Origin of the sequence: Ensifer sp. WSM1721 (genome assembly GCF_000513895.2) — a bacterium.
Classification (GTDB): domain Bacteria; phylum Pseudomonadota; class Alphaproteobacteria; order Rhizobiales; family Rhizobiaceae; genus Sinorhizobium.
On record NZ_CP165782.1, the window covers coordinates 3,285,248 to 3,305,036 of the forward strand.

At 61.6% G+C, this 19,789-nt stretch carries 19 protein-coding genes; 10 read left to right on the forward strand and 9 right to left on the reverse strand.

Going from position 1 to position 19,789, the window contains the following annotated elements; translation table 11 throughout:
* The 6 genes from rsmG to hemE all read right to left on the reverse strand — a co-directional run bounded on the left by rsmG (position 1) and on the right by hemE (position 7,645).
* A complete protein-coding gene (gene rsmG / locus M728_RS15835; RefSeq protein ID WP_026619489.1) occupies positions 1 to 642 on the reverse strand; it encodes a 16S rRNA (guanine(527)-N(7))-methyltransferase RsmG in 642 nt (213 codons plus the stop codon).
* An 8-nt stretch (positions 643 to 650) separates the two neighbouring features.
* Complete coding sequence (gene mnmG, locus M728_RS15840; protein WP_026619488.1) at positions 651 to 2,522, reverse strand: tRNA uridine-5-carboxymethylaminomethyl(34) synthesis enzyme MnmG; 1,872 nt, start codon at positions 2,520 to 2,522, stop codon at positions 651 to 653.
* A gap of 225 nt (positions 2,523 to 2,747) precedes the next feature.
* On the reverse strand, positions 2,748 to 4,064 hold the full coding sequence (mnmE, locus tag M728_RS15845) for a tRNA uridine-5-carboxymethylaminomethyl(34) synthesis GTPase MnmE (RefSeq protein ID WP_026619487.1): 1,317 nt from the start codon (positions 4,062 to 4,064) through the stop codon (positions 2,748 to 2,750).
* Positions 4,065 to 4,612: 548 nt separating this feature from the next.
* The gene (gene rho, locus M728_RS15850) at positions 4,613 to 5,878 is read right to left on the reverse strand and encodes a transcription termination factor Rho (protein ID WP_026615293.1); all 1,266 of its coding nucleotides are present in this window, start codon (positions 5,876 to 5,878) and stop codon (positions 4,613 to 4,615) included.
* A gap of 196 nt (positions 5,879 to 6,074) precedes the next feature.
* Complete coding sequence (gene hemJ, locus M728_RS15855; RefSeq protein ID WP_026619486.1) at positions 6,075 to 6,617, reverse strand: protoporphyrinogen oxidase HemJ; 543 nt, start codon at positions 6,615 to 6,617, stop codon at positions 6,075 to 6,077.
* Positions 6,614 to 7,645: a uroporphyrinogen decarboxylase gene (gene hemE, locus M728_RS15860; protein ID WP_026619485.1), complete on the reverse strand. Its 1,032-nt coding sequence runs from the start codon at positions 7,643 to 7,645 to the stop codon at positions 6,614 to 6,616. The genes hemJ and hemE overlap by 4 nt, the downstream gene beginning before the upstream one ends.
* Positions 7,646 to 8,051: 406 nt before the next feature.
* On the opposite strand from hemE, the gene M728_RS15865 reads away from it, so the two are divergent.
* The 5 genes from M728_RS15865 (at position 8,052) to dnaQ (ending at position 12,033) form a co-directional block, all read left to right on the forward strand.
* Positions 8,052 to 8,873: a pyruvate, water dikinase regulatory protein gene (locus M728_RS15865; RefSeq protein ID WP_026619484.1), complete on the forward strand. Its 822-nt coding sequence runs from the start codon at positions 8,052 to 8,054 to the stop codon at positions 8,871 to 8,873.
* A 163-nt stretch (positions 8,874 to 9,036) separates the two neighbouring features.
* Positions 9,037 to 9,636 (forward strand): Maf-like protein, encoded by a 600-nt coding sequence (locus tag M728_RS15870; protein WP_026619483.1) that lies wholly within the window; start codon positions 9,037 to 9,039, stop codon positions 9,634 to 9,636.
* Entirely contained in the window at positions 9,629 to 10,489 is an 861-nt protein-coding gene (locus tag M728_RS15875; protein ID WP_026619482.1) for a shikimate dehydrogenase, read from the forward strand. Before M728_RS15870 ends, M728_RS15875 begins: the two co-directional genes overlap by 8 nt.
* Entirely contained in the window at positions 10,486 to 11,070 is a 585-nt protein-coding gene (gene coaE / locus M728_RS15880) for a dephospho-CoA kinase (protein ID WP_026619481.1), read from the forward strand. The genes M728_RS15875 and coaE overlap by 4 nt, the downstream gene beginning before the upstream one ends.
* Before the next feature lie 264 nt (positions 11,071 to 11,334).
* Entirely contained in the window at positions 11,335 to 12,033 is a 699-nt protein-coding gene (gene dnaQ / locus M728_RS15885) for a DNA polymerase III subunit epsilon (protein ID WP_026619480.1), read from the forward strand.
* Positions 12,034 to 12,219: 186 nt separating this feature from the next.
* Here dnaQ and secB read toward each other — a convergent pair whose 3' ends face one another.
* Together secB and M728_RS15895 are read right to left on the reverse strand one after the other, a co-directional pair.
* Positions 12,220 to 12,723: a protein-export chaperone SecB gene (gene secB / locus M728_RS15890; protein ID WP_026619479.1), complete on the reverse strand. Its 504-nt coding sequence runs from the start codon at positions 12,721 to 12,723 to the stop codon at positions 12,220 to 12,222.
* Between the two features lie 368 nt (positions 12,724 to 13,091).
* Complete coding sequence (locus tag M728_RS15895; protein ID WP_026619478.1) at positions 13,092 to 13,595, reverse strand: FxsA family protein; 504 nt, start codon at positions 13,593 to 13,595, stop codon at positions 13,092 to 13,094.
* A gap of 134 nt (positions 13,596 to 13,729) precedes the next feature.
* On the opposite strand from M728_RS15895, the gene M728_RS15900 reads away from it, so the two are divergent.
* The 5 genes from M728_RS15900 to gyrB all read left to right on the forward strand — a co-directional run bounded on the left by M728_RS15900 (position 13,730) and on the right by gyrB (position 19,056).
* Positions 13,730 to 14,434, forward strand: a complete 705-nt coding sequence (locus M728_RS15900) for a Tim44/TimA family putative adaptor protein (RefSeq protein WP_026619477.1) — start codon at positions 13,730 to 13,732, stop codon at positions 14,432 to 14,434.
* Positions 14,435 to 14,451: 17 nt separating this feature from the next.
* Entirely contained in the window at positions 14,452 to 15,558 is a 1,107-nt protein-coding gene (locus M728_RS15905; RefSeq protein WP_026619476.1) for a murein transglycosylase A, read from the forward strand.
* Positions 15,551 to 16,117, forward strand: a complete 567-nt coding sequence (locus M728_RS15910; RefSeq protein WP_026619475.1) for a Smr/MutS family protein — start codon at positions 15,551 to 15,553, stop codon at positions 16,115 to 16,117. Before M728_RS15905 ends, M728_RS15910 begins: the two co-directional genes overlap by 8 nt.
* Positions 16,114 to 16,491 carry a helix-turn-helix domain-containing protein gene (locus M728_RS15915; RefSeq protein WP_026619474.1) on the forward strand — a complete coding sequence of 126 codons (378 nt, stop codon included), beginning with the start codon at positions 16,114 to 16,116 and terminating at the stop codon, positions 16,489 to 16,491. Before M728_RS15910 ends, M728_RS15915 begins: the two co-directional genes overlap by 4 nt.
* A 129-nt stretch (positions 16,492 to 16,620) precedes the next feature.
* Positions 16,621 to 19,056 (forward strand): DNA topoisomerase (ATP-hydrolyzing) subunit B, encoded by a 2,436-nt coding sequence (gyrB, locus tag M728_RS15920; RefSeq protein ID WP_026619473.1) that lies wholly within the window; start codon positions 16,621 to 16,623, stop codon positions 19,054 to 19,056.
* Between the two features lie 114 nt (positions 19,057 to 19,170).
* Here the strand turns inward: gyrB and M728_RS15925 are convergent, their stop codons facing one another.
* Positions 19,171 to 19,767, reverse strand: a complete 597-nt coding sequence (locus M728_RS15925) for a nitroreductase family protein (protein ID WP_026619472.1) — start codon at positions 19,765 to 19,767, stop codon at positions 19,171 to 19,173.
* Positions 19,768 to 19,789: the final 22 nt, after the last annotated feature.

Genomic DNA, 19,789 nt, shown 5'->3' on the forward strand with positions numbered 1-19,789 from the left:
TCACTTCGTCCGACGTGAAAGATTTGCAATCTCGAGCACAACCGAATCCGGCTCGACGACACTTGCATGTTTTACCAGATCGAATTGAAAGCGGCTAAGGGCTTTGTCGATTTCCGGTTGATAATCCCGTCCTTTGTGAAAGAAAGCGACGGTTTTTGAGTCCGCGTCGAGCATCCAGGGCGCGCAGAAGTCCAGCAACTGGCTCAAATCCGCAAGCGCCCGCGCTGAGATTGCGTCACAACGGGGAATCACCGCGGGTGCGGCCTCGATTCGAATCGGATGAACGGAGCCGCGGGCTCCGGTCTCGTTGAGGGCTACACGAAGGAAGGCCGCCTTTTTGTTGTTGCTCTCGACCAGATGGACCCATCCGTCCGAAAGCTCGGAGAGGCAGATGGCGGTGATCACGCCGGGAAAGCCGCCGCCGCTGCCGAGGTCCACCCATGTTTTCGGCGCGGGTGAGAGCTGGAAGATTTGGAGGCTATCAACGATGTGACGCTGCCACAGGTCATCGAGCGTGGATGGCGCCACCAGGTTTATCGACTTGGCCCATTTCTGGAAGAGGCGGGCAAAATGCTCGAGTTTTTCGAGCGTTTCACGTGAAACACGCAATCCGTTCAGCCCCGAGGCGAGACTCGCTTTCATTGTAGCGCTCACCCAACCACACGTCGATTGTCGCGCTCCTGCCGCCGCAGCCAGGAGAGGATCAACGACACGGCCGCCGGCGTCACGCCGTCGACCTTCATCGCCTGGGCCAGGTTTCGAGGCTTCTGCTCTGACAACTTCTGCTTTAGCTCGTTCGACAGGCCGGGCAGGGCGCCATAGTCGAAATCGGTTGGAATAGCCACGTTTTCTTCGCGGCGAATGCCGGCGATATCCGCCGCCTGCCGCTCCATATAGACCGCGTAAGCCGCGTCGATCTCCAGCGCCTCAACGACCCCGCGGTCGATCGCGTCGAGCTCCGGCCACAACGGCTTCAGCGCCGCAATCGACTGGTCCGGATAGGAGAGAATTTCGAAGGCTGAGCGACGCTGTCCGTCCTGGTTGAGTCTCAGGCCAAAACGCTTTCCCTCGCTGGGCGTAATCGACAAGGATTGGAGAAGTTGGCGTCCGGATTCGTAGCTCGCCCTCCAAGAGGCGAAGCGCTGGCGCCGGGCCTCACCGACGCAGCCGAGGTCGATACCGATCGGCGTCAACCGCATGTCGGCATTGTCTGCGCGAAGCGACAGCCGGTATTCGGCCCGGGAGGTGAACATGCGGTAGGGCTCGGTGATACCCCTTGACGTCAGGTCGTCGATCATGACGCCGATGTAGGAATCGGTGCGGCTGAAAACGACCGGATCGCGGCCGGTAGCCGCAAGTGCCGCATTCAGACCGGCGACCAGTCCCTGCGCACCTGCCTCTTCGTAACCGGTGGTGCCGTTGATCTGGCCCGCCAGATACAGGCCGGGAAGCTTCCGCACTGCGAGCGAAAGCTCCAGCTCACGCGGATCGACATGGTCATATTCAATCGCGTAACCGGGTTGCAGGATCGTGACGTTCTCAAGTCCCGGGATAGTGCGAATGAAGGCGTCCTGCACGTCCTCCGGCAGCGAAGTCGAAATGCCGTTGGGGTAGACAGTGTCGTCGTCCAGTCCCTCCGGCTCAAGGAAGATCTGGTGGCCGTCGCGCTCACCGAAGCGCACGATCTTGTCCTCTATCGACGGGCAATAGCGCGGACCTACCCCTTCGATCTGCCCGGAATACATCGCGGATCGGTGGATATTATCAGCTATCAGCTTGTGGGTGGCCCCCGTCGTCCGAGTCACACCACAGTCGATCTGCCGGTTCACGATCGCATCGGTCATGAAAGAGAAGGGTACGGGATCCTCGTCCGGTCCCTGGCGGCCGACCGCATCCCAGTCGATCGTGCGTCCATCGAGCCGCGCCGGTGTTCCAGTCTTCAACCGTCCGAGCTGAAGCCCGCAGCGCCGCAGCGTCGCAGAGAGGCCGAGCGACGGCTCCTCGCCGACGCGACCGGCCGGGATCTTGCGATCGCCGATATGGATCAAGCCTCTCAGGAAAGTTCCCGTCGTGAGCACGACGGCGGCGGCGCGAAAGCTCCGGCCGTCCTTCATCACCACACCGCAGACAGCGTCGTCCTCACTCAGCAAGTCGAACGCATCGCCCTCGACCACCGACAGGTTTTCGACAGCATCGATCTCGCGCTGCATCGCCCGGCCATAGAGCTTGCGGTCTGCTTGGGTTCGCGGACCGCGCACCGCCGGACCCTTGCGCCGGTTGAGGAGCCGGAACTGAATGCCGGCCGCGTCAGCGACGCGCCCCATGAGGCCGTCTAGCGCATCGATCTCACGAACCAGATGGCCCTTGCCCAGACCGCCAATGGCCGGATTACAGGACATGACCCCAATCGTTTCCTTTTTGTGCGTGATCAGAGCCGTGCGGGCGCCGAGCCGGGCTGACGCCGATGCGGCCTCGCAGCCTGCATGGCCGCCGCCAATCACGATGACATCATAATCCCTCATGACATGCTCCAGCTTTCTACAGCGCGGCGCGTCTTATTAGACGCGCTGTAGCACTTTAAATTGCTGCATGTCCTAAATCGGCGTCGATTTAAGGAGACATGCAGTGGCGCCTTGATTCTCAATTCGGCCTTCCCGAGTCAAGGCGTTTCACGTGAAACGTGTGACAGACTCGCCAACGTTGTGCCCTGCAGCGACAACGATTTGCCCAACTCGTCGATCTCGGCATCACTTCCCGATGCAGAATTCCGAGAATATCACGTCGAGCAGGTTCTCCACATCCACGCGCCCGGTGATACGACCCAGCGCCTCACTGGCGACGCGAAGCTGCTCTGCTCTTAGTTCCAGGCCCTCCGCAGCCAGGCCGCGCTCCAAGGCCGCGCTCGCCTGTCGCAGGCAATCCACATGCCGCTTGCGGGACGGCATCGACAGCGACGTCTTGCCTGCCAAGTCTGGAAGATGCGCCTGCAGCGCGCCCAAGAGATTGGCGATGCCTTCCCCAGTTATCGTCGAAAGAAAGATATCCGCGTCCTTACTTCTCCATTTCACCTGCGGCCGGTCGATCTTTGTCGCGACCCGTATGACCGGAACGTCCTCCGGCAGCACCTCATGCACGTGAAAACCATCCGGTTTTTCCGATAGCAGAAGCACGAGATCGGCATGAGCGATAACTTCTCGCGCGCGACGGATGCCCTCGCGCTCCACCACTTCCTCAGTCTCACGCAGCCCGGCTGTATCGAACAGCTTGACAGAGAATCCGGCTAACGAAAGGTCGACGGAAAGAACGTCCCGAGTCGTTCCGGCGATCTCGGTGACGATGGCTATGTCCCTTTTCGCCAGGGCGTTCAGCAGACTCGACTTGCCCGCATTCGGCTCACCGGCAATGACGATCTTGAGCCCGTCGCGGATGATCTCCGCAAGGCCTGCCTTTGCAATATGCGCATCAATTTCCAGCCGCAGTTCCTCGACGTCTGCCCAAATCGAAGCGCTGATCGAACCGGGCACATCCTCCTCGTCGGCAAAGTCGAGCTCCGCTTCGATCATCGCGCGCGCGTGCGTAAGACGCCGGGCCCACCCAGCATAGAGAGCCGACTGCCCGCCGCCGGACTGCTCGACCGCCAGGCGGCGTTGCATCTCCGTCTCCGCCGCGATCAGGTCCGCCAGACCTTCCACCTCGACCAGGTCAATCTTGCCGTTCTGAAAGGCGCGCCGCGAGAATTCTCCCGCCTCCGCATGCCGGAGCCCCTCGGCGGCAAGTTCATCAAGGACCGCGTTCACCACCGCCCGTCCGCCGTGAACGTGCAATTCGCAGCAATCCTCGCCGGTGAAAGATGCCGGCGCGGGAAAGTAGATCACCAGACCGCTGTCCAGCGCCTCACCGTTTCGAGTCCGAATCGTTCTCAGCGTCGCGACACGAGCCGGCGGCACCGAACCGCAAAGATGCATGACCGCATCGGCGGTGGCCGGCCCGCTCATGCGGATCACGGCGACGCCGGCCGGCAATGATCCGCTCGAAAGCGCATAGATCGTGTCCGTGAACAGCATCCAGGTACCGTTTCCTTGCTCCGGGTCGAGCTTACGGGCGAGCGTAAATGCCTCGCATCGAAATGTTAGAATTGAGACCAGGTGGCGCCAATGGGCTTTGCCGCGGTCGTTGCGTCGCGCATCGGCGCACGCTTGCCCCGAGGCTCTGGCAGCGGCGTCTTATGCACGCCTGCGGCCGCGAAATCAAGCCGGAGGATGAAGATACTGGATGACGATGGTTTCGGGCTCGAATCGACCCAAGGAGTTCAGAGGGGACGTGAACTGCAAAAGCGCACACTCTCCCGTCCTGTATGGAGTGTGTGTTTCACGTGAATCACGCTCGTCGACGCGCTGCCCGCCCTTCTACTGCGTGTTTCCTTAAGTCATACCCGATTTAAGGACAAAAACATGCAGCAATTCAAATGGCTACAGCGTCCTTTGTGCGTCTGAAAAGACGCACGGCGCTGTAGCTTGCTGTAGCCACTCGGGCTGGAAATTCCCTCCAGGCGGAGCAAAAAAGAAGACCGATGCTCCTCGCACCGGCCTTCATCATCTCTATGCCCGTGGTATCAGGTGTTCATGGAATCGAAGAAGTCGCCGTTCGTCTTCGTCTGTTTCAGCTTGTCGATGAGGAACTCGATCGCGTCCGTCGTGCCCATGGGCGCGAGAATACGGCGAAGCACGAAGATCTTCTGCAGATCCTGGCGCGGCACCAGCAGGTCCTCCTTACGGGTGCCGGACTTCAGAATGTCCATTGCTGGGAAGATGCGCTTGTCGGCGACCTTGCGGTCGAGCACGATTTCCGAGTTGCCGGTGCCCTTGAACTCTTCGAAGATGACTTCGTCCATGCGGCTGCCTGTATCGATCAGCGCCGTCGCGATGATCGTCAGCGAGCCGCCTTCCTCGATGTTGCGCGCGGCACCGAAGAAGCGCTTCGGCCGCTGCAATGCGTTGGCGTCGACACCGCCCGTCAGCACCTTGCCGGAGGAGGGCACGACCGTGTTGTAGGCGCGGCCGAGGCGGGTGATCGAGTCGAGCAGGATGACCACATCGCGCCCGTGTTCCACAAGGCGCTTGGCCTTTTCGATCACCATTTCGGCCACCTGTACGTGGCGCGTCGCCGGTTCGTCGAAGGTCGAAGAAACGACCTCGCCCTTCACCGAGCGCTGCATGTCCGTCACTTCTTCCGGACGCTCGTCGATCAAGAGAACGATCAGATAGCACTCCGGATGGTTCGCCGTGATCGAATGGGCGATGTTCTGCAACAACACCGTCTTACCGGTGCGCGGCGGCGCGACGATCAGGCCGCGCTGGCCTTTGCCAAGCGGAGCGACGAGATCGATGACGCGCGCCGAAAGATCTTTCGACGTCGGATTCTCGAGCTCCATCTTGAACCGCTCGTTCGGATAAAGCGGCGTCAGGTTGTCGAAGTGAACCTTGTGACGAATCTTCTCCGGATCGTCGAAGTTGATCGTATTGACCTTCAGAAGCGCGAAATAGCGCTCGCCTTCCTTCGGGCCGCGGATCGGCCCTTCGACCGTGTCGCCCGTCTTCAGCGAGAAACGGCGGATCTGCGAAGGCGAGATGTAGATGTCGTCCGGACCCGGAAGATAGTTGGCATTCGCCGAGCGAAGGAAACCGAATCCGTCCTGAAGGACCTCGACCACGCCTTCGCCGATGATCTCTATCTCTTGCTGAGCCAGCATCTTGAGGATCGCGAACATCAGCTCCTGCTTGCGCATGGTGCTGGCGTTTTCCACCTCGAGCTCTTCGGCAACGGCCAGAAGATCGGTCGGCGTCTTGTTCTTAAGGTCTTGAAGCTTCATTTCAGCCATGAAGGGTCCGTGTCTGATTGGGGAATGGAAGGCGGGGTGATTTGTAAGGGAGCTGCGAAGGGGGAGAAGGCAGGCTCTAAAACTTCGTCACAGGCCGCGGGAGAAGGAGATGGTGGGAAAATAGCGATTCACGTGAAACGCCGCAAGGGGCCGAAGCAAATTAGCGACAACTATTACATCTGCGAATCGATTGAAGTCAAAACGGTTTCACGACGACGAGGATGACGATCAGGATCATCAGCAGGGTCGGTGCCTCGTTCATCAGCCTCCAGTAGCGCGCATCCCGTCGATTCTCGTCGCGCTGAAAGGCTCTCACCGCGCGGCTGAAATGCACATGCACCAAGGTCAAGAGCACGACGAAGAAAAGCTTGGCGTGCAGCCAGCCGCCCTGAAAGCCGTAGACGCTCCAGGCGAGGTAGAGCCCGAGCGCCCAGGAGATCATCATCGCCGGATTCATGATGATCTTGAGCAGGCGCTGCTCCATCATCTTGAAGGTTTCCGATTGCTCCGATCCCGGTGCTGCGTCGGTGTGATAGATGAAGAGGCGCGGCATATAGAGAAGTGCCGCCATCCAGGAGATCACCGCGATGATGTGGAGCGCCTTGATCCAGAGATAGAGATCGTCGGGCTGCCAGGCGAAGAGCCCGATCAACATCGCCGCGAAAAGCGAAAGCGCTGCGGCCGCCCGAAGCCGCGCCCGCTTGCCGGGACCGCTATCGGTCTGGCGTTCCCCCGTCATCGCCGCCCTCGAACCCGGGCGACGAGTGCGGCGACATTTTCAGGATCGGCATCCGGCGTGATCCCGTGTCCGAGATTGAAGATCAGCGGCCCCTGGCCGAGCACGTCGAGGATCCGGTCGATGGCGCTTTCCATCGCCGCGCCGCCGGCCACGACGCGCATCGGATCGAGATTGCCCTGGATGGGCCCGTCCTTCTGCAGCTCGGCGGCAAAGGAGAGCGGTACCGACCAGTCGAGGCCGATCGCGTCCGCCCCGGTCAGCCGCCGATAGTCCTTCAGGAAGAGCCCAGCGCCCTTGGCGAAGGCGATGATTCGTGCGGAAGGGCGGCGGGCGCGAACCGAAGCGATCATCCGCCGGACGGGCTCGACGGCATAGCGCGCGAATTCCTCTTCACCGAGCACGCCCGCCCAAGAATCGAATATCTGCACCGCGTCGGCGCCCGCATCGATCTGCGCTACCAGATAATCTGCCGAGACATCCGCCAGGAACGCCAGCAGTCGATCGAAGGCCTTCGGATGGCGGTACGCGAAGAGGCGCGCCGGCGCCTGGTCCGGCGTTCCGCGGCCGGCAATCATATAGGTGGCCACCGTCCAGGGCGCGCCACAGAAGCCGAGAAGCGTCGTCTCCTCCGGCAATTCGCGCCTCAGCCGCGAGACCGTTTCGAAGACGGGCGCGAGGTGGCCGATGACGCCCTCGGCGCGCAGTTGGGCGATACCGTCCTCGTCGATAGGGTCCATGCGCGGGCCATGTCCCTCTTCGAAGCGGACATTGCGCCGAAGCGCATCGGGAATGACGAGGATGTCGGAGAAGAGGATTGCCGCATCGAAGCCGTATCGCCGGATCGGCTGCAGCGTCACTTCGACCGCAAGATCCGGCGTATAGCAGAGCTCGAGGAAGCTCCCAGCGCTTGCCCGCGTCTCACGATACTCGGGAAGATAGCGTCCCGCCTGGCGCATCAGCCAGATGGGCGGAGGAGCGAGCGTTTTTCCGCTCAAAACTTCGAGCACTTTGCGATGCGTTCCGGTCACTCGCCGCTTTCCCAATCTAAAAATAAAACTGAATTGAAAAGGTTTCTATTTCTTAGAGTCGGTGGCTATCAAGGATTAAAATCAATCCTCCGTCGGTTCAAAGACTGCGGAGCCGCGTAGACCAGCCGGGAGAAAATTACGGCATTTCGCACCGGTGACGGGGAAAGGCGCTAAAATCCTTGAGAGTCAATCTCTTGGTCGCTGAAGGCAAGTTGCGTATCCTGTGGATCTGGAGTCGATCCGCGTGACAATTTGTCGTCGCCGTGAGTCTTGTCCACATGCGTCTGCCGGCGATTTTCGTCCGGGCACGGGATGTGAATAAGTCGGCGCTTTTCCACTTGCCTGACCGCCGGTCGCGCCATTAGCTGTTTCTGTCCCGCCTTTTCAACAGCCCGCGGAGAATTGCGTGGAGAACAAGAAAAACTACTTCCACCTGCACCTCATCTCCGATTCGACGGGTGAGACGCTGATTGCCGCCGGCCGCGCAGCGGCGGCGCAGTTTCAGTCGTCGCATGCGCTTGAGCATGTCTACCCGCTGATCCGCAACCGCAAGCAGTTGATGCAGGTCCTGGATGCTGTCGATGGCGCGCCGGGCATCGTGCTCTACACGATCGTCGATCGGGAGCTCGCTGGCCTCATTGATCAAAGGTGCCGCGAGATCGGCGTTCCATGCGTCTCCGTGCTCGATCCGATCATCGAGCTCTTCCAGTCCTATCTCGGCTCGCCGTCGCGCCGTCGTTCGGGCGCGCAGCATGTCATGGATGCGGAATACTTCGCCCGCATCGAAGCGCTGAATTTCACCATGGACCATGACGACGGCCAGATGCCGGCCGATTTCAACGAGGCGGATGTCGTCCTCGTCGGCGTGAGCCGCACGTCGAAGACGCCGACAAGCATCTATCTCGCCAATCGCGGCATAAAGACCGCCAATATCCCGATCGTACCCGGCGTGCCCCTGCCGGATGCGCTGGTCAAGGCGACAAAGCCGCTGGTCGTAGGGCTCATCGCTTCGGCAGAGCGACTGTCGCAGGTGCGTCAGCATCGTCTGCTCGGAACGACGCAGAACTTTCACGGCGAGGACTATACGGACCGGGCGGCAATCGCCGAGGAGCTAAAATATGCCCGCACGCTCTGCGCCCGTAACAACTGGCCGCTGATCGACGTGACGCGCCGTTCGATCGAGGAAACGGCTGCCGCAATCGTTGCCCTTCGCCCGCGGCTCAGATAGAGCGAATCGGAGAGGTGCGGGACAGTCGGAAGCGCGCGCTTTCGCCAAGGCCCTTGCACTGAATTGCTCAAGTGCTCTTGCACTGACCTACTTATGTATCGGTCGCACGATGCGGGTTGATCGAATCCGTGAACCGTCGCGATCCGGAACCCGGGAACGGAAAATGACAAGCTCGCTCGTTTTGGCCTCCGCCAGTCCCTTTCGCCGGGCGCTTCTGACGAATGCCGGCCTTGCCTTCGAGGCTCAGGCGGCTCGGGTGGACGAGCGCGCGCTTGAACGGCCGCTCGAGCAATCGGGGGCCTCGCCTGTCGACGTGGCGCTCGCGCTTGCCGAAGCCAAGGCCAAGGACGTGGCGCGGCATTTCGAAAGTGCGCTCGTGATCGGATCCGATCAGACGATGTCGCTCGGAGCGCGTGTCTATCACAAGCCCAGAGACATGGCGGAAGCCGCCGAGCATCTCCTGTCGCTTTCGAGCAAGACGCACAGCCTGAACAGCGCTGTGGTTCTCGTCCGCGATGACGAGATCGTCTGGCGGCACGTTTCGACTGCCCACATGACGGTCAGGCCGTTGAACCGGGCCTTTATAGAACGACATCTTCAAAGGGTGGGTGAGAAGGCGCTCGCGAGCGTCGGCGCCTATCAGCTCGAGGGCGAAGGCATTCAGCTCTTCGAGAGGATCGACGGCGACTATTTCACGATCCTCGGCCTGCCGATGCTGCCGCTTCTTTCGAAGCTCCGTGAACTGGGTGCGATCGATGCGTGATTCACGTGAAACATTTGTTAACCATGCCTTCGTCACCGGCTATCCGGTCAAGCATTCGCGCTCGCCGCTCATCCATGGCTATTGGCTGAAGCAGTTCGGAATCGAGGGGAGCTACCGGGCACTCGAGCTCACGCCGGAAGCCTTCCCGGTTTTCATCCGGCAGCTCAAGGATGGGACGGCAGGCTTCTGCGGCGGCAACGTCACCATTCCTCACAAGGAAGCGGCATTCCGGCTCTCCGATCGGCCGGACGAGCTGAGTGCCGAGCTCGGAGCGGCCAACACGCTCTGGCTCGAGGACGGCGAGGTCTGCGCGACGAATACTGACGGGCGCGGCTTTGTCGCCAATCTCGACGAGCGCGCGAAAGGCTGGGATCGGATTTCGACCGCGGTGGTGCTCGGCGCCGGCGGTGCCAGCCGCGCCGTGATCCAGGCGATCCGCGACCGGGGCGTCAAGGCGATCCATGTCGTGAACCGCACGCCCGAGCGGGCCCAGGAACTCGCCGACCGCTTCGGGGGTGCGGTGCATGCGCATCCGATGGCGGCACTTGCCGAGACCATGTCTGGCGCCGGGCTCTTCGTGAACACGACCTCTCTCGGCATGGACGGCGAGCCGGCGCCGGCGATCGATTTCTCGCCCATGGCAGGGGACGCCGTCGTGACCGACATAGTCTATGTGCCGCTGAAGACGCCGCTACTGCGCCAGGCGGAGGAGCAGGGCTTTCGCATCGCCGACGGACTTGGCATGCTCCTGCATCAGGCCGTGCCCGGATTCGAGAAATGGTTCGGCCGCAGGCCTGTCGTCGACGAAACGCTTCGGCAGATCATCATCAGCGATATGGACAAGCACGCATGATCATCGTCGGGCTCACGGGCTCCATCGGCATGGGAAAATCGACCGCCGCGGGAATGTTCCGGGAGCTCGGCGTTCCGGTGAACGATGCCGATGAGGTTGTGCACGAGCTCTATCGCGGCGAGGCGGTGGCGTCGGTCGAGGCGGCTTTTCCCGGCGTGGCGAAGGACGGGGCAATCGACAGGGCGGAGCTTTCGCGACGGCTTGTCGCCGCCCCCGACCGGCTCGCCGAGCTGGAGCGGATCGTGCACCCGCTCGTGCGTGCGAAGGAGCGGGAGTTCATCGCCCGTCATAAGGCGGCGGGCGCCCCCTTCGTGCTTCTCGATATCCCGCTGCTGTTCGAGACCAAGGCCGAGAAGCGCGTCGACCGGGTGGTCGTCGTCACCTGCGATCCGGAGACGCAGAGGGAGCGGGTCATGAAACGGCCGGGAATGACGGCGGAGAAATTCGCAATGATCCGCGCGCGTCAGGTACCCGACAGCGAAAAGCGGACACGCGCGGATTATGTCGTCGATACGAGCGACAGCTTCGATGTCACGCGGCAGCAGATTCGCGCCATTGTTGATCAGTTGAGGTCGGGGTAGCGGATGTCGCTGAGATTGGGACCGCCCCTCACTCAACCGCAACGGCAACCACCTGTTACCTATGTCTCCGAACAAATGTTACCCATGTCCCCGGACCGAACAGCGGGGAGAGGGGACTTAAGAGCGTGCCGCTCGCGGATGAGCGGCGGAAAGTAGCCTTCCACAGTCAATGTGGCGTTCGAAGCTTCAACTGAGAACAAAACGGGATTAAAACTGGCGCTGGTCGGATCGATTCGTTCCGAAACGGCGCCCAGGGAACCCCGCATGCGTGAAATCATCTTCGATACGGAAACGACCGGTCTCGACAGCCGCGAGGATCGGGTGATCGAGATCGGCGGTGTCGAGCTCGAGAACCAGTTTCCGACGGGACGCACGATCCATCTCTACATAAACCCGGTGGACCGTAAGGTTCACCCAGATGCACTCGCCGTTCACGGCATTACCGACGAGTTCCTCAAGGACAAGCCGTCCTTCGCCGAGGTCGCCGATCAGATCCTCGATTTCTTCGGCGATGCGCGCTGGGTCGCGCATAACGCCACTTTCGATATCGGCTTTATCAATGCGGAGTTCGAGCGGCTCGGATTGCCGCCGATCGTCAATGAGCGTGTGACCGATACACTGGCGCTCGCCCGGCGCAAGCATCCGATGGGCCCGAATTCGCTCGATGCGCTCTGCCGCCGCTACGGCATCGACAACTCCCATCGCGCCAAGCACGGCGCGCTTCTCGACTCCGAACTGCTTGCCGAAGTCTATATCGAGATGATCGGCGGGCGTCAGGCTGCGCTCGGCCTCGTCACGTCGGAGATCGGCGGTCTGACGATCGAAGCCGACGACGGACCGATCATCGTGATGCAAAGAGAGCGACCCCTGCGGCCGCGGCTGACGGAAACCGAACTCGCGGCGCATGCCGCGCTCGTCTCGAAGATCGGCGTCAAGGCCATATGGGCAAAGTATAGCGGCTGACTTCCTTACTACAGCGCCGTGCGTCTTTTCAGACGCACAAAGGACGCTGTAGCACTTTGAGTTGCTGCATGTTTGTGTCCTTGAACGAGTACGATTCAAGGACACATGCAGTAGTTCGCACAAGAAGTGACGCTTAAACAAAAAAGCCCGGCATCGAGCCGGGCTTTTTTTCGTTTGTCGGGCCGATCAGTTGGCCGTGCTGTTGGTGTTGGCGACCTGCGCGCGGACCTTTTCCTCGGCCATGCGCTGGGCGAACATCTGTGCGAAATCAATCGGATCGATCATCAGCGGCGGAAAGCCGCCGTTGCGGGTCGCGTCGGCCACGATCTGGCGCGCGAACGGGAAGAGCAGGCGCGGGCACTCGATGAAGAGCAGCGGCAACATGTGCTCCTGCGGAAAACCGGCAACGCGGAACACGCCGCCATAGGCGAGCTCGACATTGAACAGGACCTTGTCGCCGTCCTTCGCCTCTGCATTCAACGACAGAACGACGTCGAAGTCGTTCTCGGCGAGCGGGTTGGCGTTGACATTGACATTGATGTTGATCGACGGGGCACGGTCGCGGGCCTGCAGCGAGCGCGGTGCGCCGGGGTTCTCGAAGGAGAGGTCCTTGACATACTGGGCCAGGATGTTGAGCGACGGGCTCTGCTGGGCGCCGCCGTTGCCGTTGGATGCGGTATCAGTCGTCATAAGAGTGTCCTCGGACTTCGAATTGGTGAGGCCATCTAGCATTTCGGACCTGGGCTTACAACCCTGGTGGCCGACAGCGCCGCGCGTTCTATCAGACGCGCAATAGTCGCTGTAGCACTTTGAATTGCTGCATGTCTTGTCCCTGAATCGAGGTCAACTTGAGGAGACATGCAGTAGGCACTGCGGGGCGGAAAACACGCCCAGCTCATGCGTCTCCGCTGCATTATAGACCCGATTGGAAACGGCATCAGGAAAAGTGTAGACCTGCAAGCCGCTCGCATCGAAGGAATTCACGCGACGCGGTTCAAGTCTTTGTTTCCATGCGTGCCGTCGTCGGCAAACCGCCGCGCATTCTTCGACGCCATGCGTCAGTGGGAAAGGCGGTTCGGGGGCGGCGAGTCGTCCCCGTCCTTTTCCTTGCGGGAGAACTCGTCCTCGTCGAGATCGATGACGGGCGGCCCTCGGTGCTCCTCGCGCCGGCTGCTGCTCGAATAATAGAAGCCGGTTCCCGTGGTGAAGATCGTCAGCCGTGTGCGCAGGAAAGCAGCGATGGCACGTCTCACCGGCGGCAGAAACAGCAAGAGACCGATCACGTCGCTGATGAAACCCGGCACGATCAGGAGAATAGCGGCGAGAAAGATCAGCGCCCCGCCGAGCACGTCAATCCCGGGATCGTTCCCCATCCGCGCTGCCTCCTGCACGCGTCGGAGCATGCCGATGCCCTGGACGCGCAGGAGCACGACACCGGCGACGGCGCTCAGGAACACAAGGAGCAGCGTCATAGGCACACCGACTTCGCGGCCGACAACGACGAAGCCGGCAATTTCCGCCAGCGGCAGTCCGAGAAGGATCAGCGGAATCAGGAAACGCATCGCTCTTGCTCGCAAGAAGGTGAATGCAATTGGTCGTCCTCGGGTTTATGGGTGCGACATCGCCATTTGAATGGTTTATCCTTGCGGACTATATGGGACAGTAAGAGAAATTCTAGCAGCGGTTCCGGGTGGAAATGGGCTCTTTCGACTTCATCACTTTTTTTTTCCTGATCGCCGCCGTGGTCATCTTCCTGCAGCTCCGCAGCGTTCTTGGCCGCCGGACAGGCAATGAGCGCCCGCCCTTCGACCCGTATTCGCCGCGGGACATAGCCAAAGGGCCGGAGGCAAGTGACAACGGCAAGGTCGTCCAACTCCCCCGACGCGAAAGCGCTGCGGAAGACGAATCCCGTTACGCCGCCATCGAGACGGTCGCCAAGGCCGGCACGCCGCTGAACACCCAACTCAGAGTTTTGAGCGATGCGGATGCCAACTTCGATCCCTCAGAATTCCTAAATGGCGCGAAGATGGCCTATGAGATGATCGTAATGGCCTTCGCCGACGGCGATCGCAAGACCCTGAAGGGGCTGCTTTCGCGCGAGGTCTATGAGGGTTTCGACGCGGCTATCACCGACCGCGAGGCCAAGGGCGAGGTGGTCAAATCGACCTTCGTCGGCATCGAGAAGGCCGACATCGTCCATGCGGAACTCAAGGACAACGAGGAAAACATCACCGTCAGGATCATCAGTCAGCTCATTTCCGCGACCTACGACAAAGAGGGCAAGCTGATCGACGGCGACGCCGATTCGGTCGCCGAAGTGAACGATCTCTGGACCTTTTCGCGCGACATCCGCTCGCGTGATCCGAACTGGAAGCTGATCGCCACCGAATCGGAAAACTGACCGGGAAGCGGGCGACCATGGCCTTTCATATCGAGCCGGTCACCTTTTCCGAGCTGCCCGGCTGGCATACGGACGATCCGACGCCGGTGATCGCCGCGCTGCGCCGCTGTCACGGTCATGTCACGACGGCGAAGCCGTACAGAACCGGCTCTCTCGGCATTTCGGTGGATGACCTGCTGCCTGCATTCGAGGCGGCAGAAGGCAGTTTTTCCGCCGCCGCCGCCGCTCGGGCCTTCTTTGAGAGCCAGTATGTGCCATTCCGGATCCGGCCCGATGAGAGACCGAGGGGCTTCGTCACCGCCTTCTACGAACCGGAAATAGAAGTCCGTTCGGTTCCGGACGGCGAGTTTCGTTTTCCTTTTTACCGGCGTCCGGCCGACCTTGTCGATATTGACGAGGCTAACCGGCCGGAGGGTATGGATCCCTATTTCGCCTTCGGCCGGCTGGTCGATGGAAGGATCGAAGAATATCCCGACCGTCGCGCGATCGAGAAAGGTTTTCTCGCCGGCCGCGGCCTTGAGATCGCCTATGCCCGCTCGAAGGTCGACGTCTTCTTCACCCATGTGCAAGGTGCCGCGCGCCTGATCTACCTGGACGGCGCGCGCCGGCGCATCACCTATGCGGCGAAGACCGGCCATCGCTTCTCGGCGATCGGCAAACTACTGATCGATCGGGGCGAAATCGACGCGGCGACCGTATCGATGGCGAGCATCCGCCGGTGGCTGGCGGCCAACCCCGACGAGGTGGACGAGGTTCTTTGGCATAACCGTTCCTTTATCTTCTTCCGCGAGGCGGCCGTCGAGGATGAGGCGCTCGGTCCCGTCGCTGCGGCCAAGGTGCCGCTGGAGCCCGGGCGATCGCTTGCAGTCGACCGGCTCATCCATACTTTCGGGGTCCCTTTCTACATTGCCAGCGAGAGCCTGACCCATCTCGACGGCGGTCGCCCCTTCGGGCGGCTGATGCTCGCGCTCGACACGGGCTCGGCTATCGTCGGCCCGGCGCGCGGCGATATCTTCACGGGTTCCGGCGACGAGGCGGGCGATCTCGCCGGTTCGGTGCGCGACGATGCCGATTTTTTCATCTTCGTTCCCCGCGCCGCCGCGGTCCGATATCGCCATGGCTAAGAACCGGAAGCTGTCGCCGGAGGACCGCATTCTCTGGGGAAAGGTCGCCCGTTCGACGAGGCCCATGCCGGGCCGTCTGGAGGATCTCGAGGAGTTCCTCGGCGAAGCCGAACCCAGGGCCGCGCCGGCATCGCAGCCACCCGCCGCGACTTCAGCCACGGCCGAAGGCAAGACGGAACAAGGCTTTGCCTTGAGCCGCGACAAGGCAGAGCGCCGGCATCAACCGCTCGAGAAGCCGGTGAAGCGTAAGCTCGCCAAGGGCCGGCTGGCTCTCGAAGCACGGATCGACCTGCACGGGATGATCCAGAGCGAGGCACACGGTTTCCTGCTGCAATTCCTCTTGAAGGCACATGAGCGCGGCTTGAGACATGTGCTCGTCATCACCGGCAAGGGAACGTCGTTCGGCAGCGACGGGGCCTTGAAGCGTGCCGTTCCGCTCTGGTTCTCGCTGCCGGAGTTCCGGCCGTTGATTTCGTCCTACGAGCCGGCCGCGCGCAACCATGGCGGCGAGGGGGCGCTCTATGTGCGGCTCGCGCGCGCGAAGGGAAGCGCCTCATGACCCCCTTCGGCGAGGCCGTGCGGGAGCTCCGCCGCCGCAAAGGCGTCTCGCAGAAGGAGATGGCCGCGGCGATCGGCGTTTCCCCGGCCTATCTCTCGGCGCTCGAGCATGGCAAGCGCGGCGCGCCGAGCTTCGATTTTCTCCAGCGCGTCGCCGGTTATTTCAACGTGATCTGGGACGAGGCGGACGAGCTCTTCCGCATTGCCCATATTTCCGATCCTAAGGTGGTGCTCGACACGTCCGGCCTGCCGCCCGGCCACACTGCCTTTGCTAACCGTTTGAGCGAGCACATTCGCGGCCTCTCGGAAGAGACGATCCGGGCCATGGAAGATATTTTGGAAAAAGCCACATTTCCTGATAATGAGGGGGAATGAAACCCGGGCGCGACCCCGCCGCCGGGATTTGGAACCCGTGGACAAATTTCCTATAGTCCGCGAGGCATCTCGCGCTGTGATTCGCCGCGAATCACGACGTCCGAAAAACCTGGAAAGACCTGAAGCCGAATGACCGATATTTCTCAGACCGAAGCCGGCGTGATCGCCGAATATGGTGCCGATTCCATCAAGGTGCTGAAGGGCCTCGACGCCGTGCGCAAGCGCCCCGGCATGTATATCGGCGACACCGACGACGGCTCCGGTCTGCACCACATGGTTTACGAAGTCGTGGATAACGCGATCGACGAGGCCTTGGCTGGCCATGCCGACATCGTGACCGTCACGCTCAATCCCGACGGCTCCGTTACCGTTACCGACAACGGCCGCGGCATCCCGACCGATATTCACAGGGAAGAGGGCGTCTCGGCGGCGGAAGTCATCATGACGCAGCTCCATGCCGGTGGAAAATTCGACCAGAATTCCTACAAGGTCTCCGGCGGACTGCATGGAGTCGGCGTGTCGGTTGTCAATGCGCTCTCCGCGTCTTTGAAGCTCAAGATCCGCCGCGGCGGCAAGATGCACGAGATGAGCTTCACCCATGGCGTCGCCGACGGGCCGCTTCAAGTAACGGGCGATGCCGGCGCCGACACCGGGACCGAAGTCACCTTCCTGCCGAGCGAGCAGACCTTCTCGAACGTCGAATTCGATTATTCGACGCTCGAACATCGCCTGCGCGAACTCGCCTTTCTGAACTCCGGCGTCCGCATCGTCTTGACCGATAAGCGGCATTCGGACATCCGCCGCGACGAAATGATGTATGAAGGCGGGCTGGAGGCCTTCGTCGCCTATCTCGACCGCGCGAAGAAGCCGCTCGTGCACAAGCCGGTCTCGATTCGCGGCGAGCGGGACGGAATCACCGTCGAGGTGGCGATGTGGTGGAACGACAGCTACCATGAGAACGTGCTCTGCTTCACCAACAACATTCCGCAGCGTGATGGCGGCACCCATATGGCCGGCTTCCGCGGCGCGCTGACGCGTCAGGTGACGTCCTACGCGGAGTCTTCCGGAATCACCAAAAAGGAAAAAGTCACGCTTCAGGGCGAGGATTGCCGTGAGGGCCTGACAGCCGTTCTGTCCGTCAAGGTACCGGATCCGAAGTTCTCATCGCAGACCAAGGACAAGCTGGTTTCTTCCGAAGTCCGACCCGTGGTCGAAGGCCTGGTCAACGAAGCACTGAACATATGGTTCGAGGAGCATCCGAGCGAGGCGAAGATCCTCGTCGGCAAGGTCGTCGAGGCGGCCGCCGCACGCGAAGCCGCGCGCAAGGCGCGCGAGCTGACGCGCCGCAAGGGCGCGCTCGACATCTCGTCCTTGCCCGGCAAGCTCGCCGACTGCTCCGAGCGCGATCCGGCCAAGTCCGAGCTTTTCCTGGTGGAGGGTGACTCCGCAGGCGGCTCGGCCAAGCAGGGACGCTCGCGCGAAAGCCAGGCGATCCTGCCGCTGCGCGGCAAGATCCTGAACGTCGAGCGCGCGCGCTTCGACAAGATGCTGTCGAGCCAGGAGATCGGCACCCTGATCACCGCGCTCGGCACCTCGATCGGCAAGGACGAGTTCAACGCCGACAAGCTTCGTTATCACAAGATCATCATCATGACGGATGCCGACGTTGACGGCGCTCACATCCGCACGCTGCTGCTCACCTTCTTCTTCCGGCAGATGCCGGAACTGATCGAGCGCGGCCACCTCTATATAGCCCAGCCGCCGCTCTATAAGGTGGCGCGCGGCAAGTCCGTCCAGTACCTGAAGGACGAGAAGGCGCTCGAAGATTATCTGATCACCATGGGTCTCGAAGAGGCGTCGCTCCAACTCGCCTCGGGCGAGGTGCGGGCCGGACAGGATCTGCGCGAAGTCATCAACGACGCGCTCCGCCTGCGCTCGCTGATGGATGGGCTTCACTCCCGTTACAGTCGCTCGATCGTCGAGCAGGCGGCGATCGCCGGAGCGCTCAATGTCGAGCTCAACAGTGAGCGCGACGAGTATCAGGAGATCGCGGCCGAAGTGGCCCGCCGGCTGGATGTCGTCTCCGAAGAGACCGAGCGCGGCTGGGTAGGGTCGGTTACGGCGGAAGGCGGCCTGAAGCTCGAGCGTATGGTGCGCGGCGTCAAGGAAGTATCCGTGCTCGACATGGCACTGATCGGCTCCTCCGACGCTCGCCACATCGATCAGTTGAAGGCGCGGCTGAAGGAGATCTACGGCGCTCCGCCGGTGCTGCGCCGCCGCGATGGAACGCAGGAGATCAGCGGGCCGCGCGCGCTGCTCGATGCGATTTTCGCCGCGGGCCGCAAGGGGCTCACCATGCAGCGTTACAAGGGCCTCGGCGAAATGAATGCCGAGCAATTGTGGGAAACGACGCTCGATCCGAACGTCCGCTCGCTGCTGCAGGTCAAGGTCGCGGATGCGACCGACGCGGACGGCTTGTTCTCGCGCCTCATGGGCGACGAGGTGGAGCCACGGCGCGACTTCATCCAGGAAAACGCGCTGAGCGTCGCCAACCTCGACATCTGACGCGCAAATGGTCCGATTTGACGGTGCGGGGTGGCCTTCGCCCTCCGTTTTTTTGAGCGAAATAAGGAAAGTGGGTACGGTTTTTGCACTCGCACCCAGCCGTGACGTTCGGACTCACTCGCCCTTGAAACGGCCCTCGAAGACGAATTCGTTGATCGGCTTGCGCTGACTCGGTTTTTCGCGTTCGCGCAGATCGTCGGGCAGCGTGGACGGATCGGCGATCTTGCCGATCGCGACGGCGGCTTCCACCCGGAAGTGCTCCGGCACGCCCAGAACGCGCATCGCCTTGTCGCGGTCGACGCCCGCCATGGCATGAGCGTGCCACCCGGCAAGCTGCGTCTGCAGCGCCAGCGCGAACCAGGCGGCACCCGTGTCGAAGGCATGGGTATAGGCGGGCCTGACCTCGCCCGCCGATGTAACCCTGTGGGTCTTCGAGAGAATGATGACGAGCGCCGAGGCGTTTTTCGCCCAGCGCTGGTTGCCTTCGTCAAGGGTGTCCAGCAATGAGGCGAAGTGTTCGGTACTGTGGCGCGCATAGACGAAGCGCCAGGGCTGAATGTTGCTCGCCGATGGCGCCCAGCGCGCCGCCTCGAAGAGAGCGAGCAACTCCTTTTCGCTGATGTCCTCACCGGTGAAGGCGCGCGGCGACCAGCGCTCCAGGAAGATCGAATGGATCGGGTGGTCAGCTCTTCTGTGGTTGATTTCTGTCACGAACGAAAGTCCTTGTCCTATA

Excerpts from the sequence above, each read along its gene's own strand:
- rsmG (WP_026619489.1), bottom strand. The coding sequence starts at position 642 with ATGAAAGCGAGTCTCGCCTCGGGGCTGAACGGATTGCGTGTTTCACGT.
- mnmG (WP_026619488.1), bottom strand. The coding sequence starts at position 2,522 with ATGAGGGATTATGATGTCATCGTGATTGGCGGCGGCCATGCAGGCTGC.
- mnmE (WP_026619487.1), bottom strand. The coding sequence starts at position 4,064 with ATGCTGTTCACGGACACGATCTATGCGCTTTCGAGCGGATCATTGCCG.
- rho (WP_026615293.1), bottom strand. The coding sequence starts at position 5,878 with ATGGCTGAAATGAAGCTTCAAGACCTTAAGAACAAGACGCCGACCGAT.
- hemJ (WP_026619486.1), bottom strand. The coding sequence starts at position 6,617 with ATGACGGGGGAACGCCAGACCGATAGCGGTCCCGGCAAGCGGGCGCGG.
- M728_RS15870 (WP_026619483.1), top strand. The coding sequence starts at position 9,037 with ATGACAAGCTCGCTCGTTTTGGCCTCCGCCAGTCCCTTTCGCCGGGCG.
- M728_RS15875 (WP_026619482.1), top strand. The coding sequence starts at position 9,629 with ATGCGTGATTCACGTGAAACATTTGTTAACCATGCCTTCGTCACCGGC.
- coaE (WP_026619481.1), top strand. The coding sequence starts at position 10,486 with ATGATCATCGTCGGGCTCACGGGCTCCATCGGCATGGGAAAATCGACC.
- dnaQ (WP_026619480.1), top strand. The coding sequence starts at position 11,335 with ATGCGTGAAATCATCTTCGATACGGAAACGACCGGTCTCGACAGCCGC.
- secB (WP_026619479.1), bottom strand. The coding sequence starts at position 12,723 with ATGACGACTGATACCGCATCCAACGGCAACGGCGGCGCCCAGCAGAGC.
- M728_RS15895 (WP_026619478.1), bottom strand. The coding sequence starts at position 13,595 with ATGCGTTTCCTGATTCCGCTGATCCTTCTCGGACTGCCGCTGGCGGAA.
- M728_RS15900 (WP_026619477.1), top strand. The coding sequence starts at position 13,730 with ATGGGCTCTTTCGACTTCATCACTTTTTTTTTCCTGATCGCCGCCGTG.
- M728_RS15905 (WP_026619476.1), top strand. The coding sequence starts at position 14,452 with ATGGCCTTTCATATCGAGCCGGTCACCTTTTCCGAGCTGCCCGGCTGG.
- M728_RS15910 (WP_026619475.1), top strand. The coding sequence starts at position 15,551 with ATGGCTAAGAACCGGAAGCTGTCGCCGGAGGACCGCATTCTCTGGGGA.
- M728_RS15915 (WP_026619474.1), top strand. The coding sequence starts at position 16,114 with ATGACCCCCTTCGGCGAGGCCGTGCGGGAGCTCCGCCGCCGCAAAGGC.
- gyrB (WP_026619473.1), top strand. The coding sequence starts at position 16,621 with ATGACCGATATTTCTCAGACCGAAGCCGGCGTGATCGCCGAATATGGT.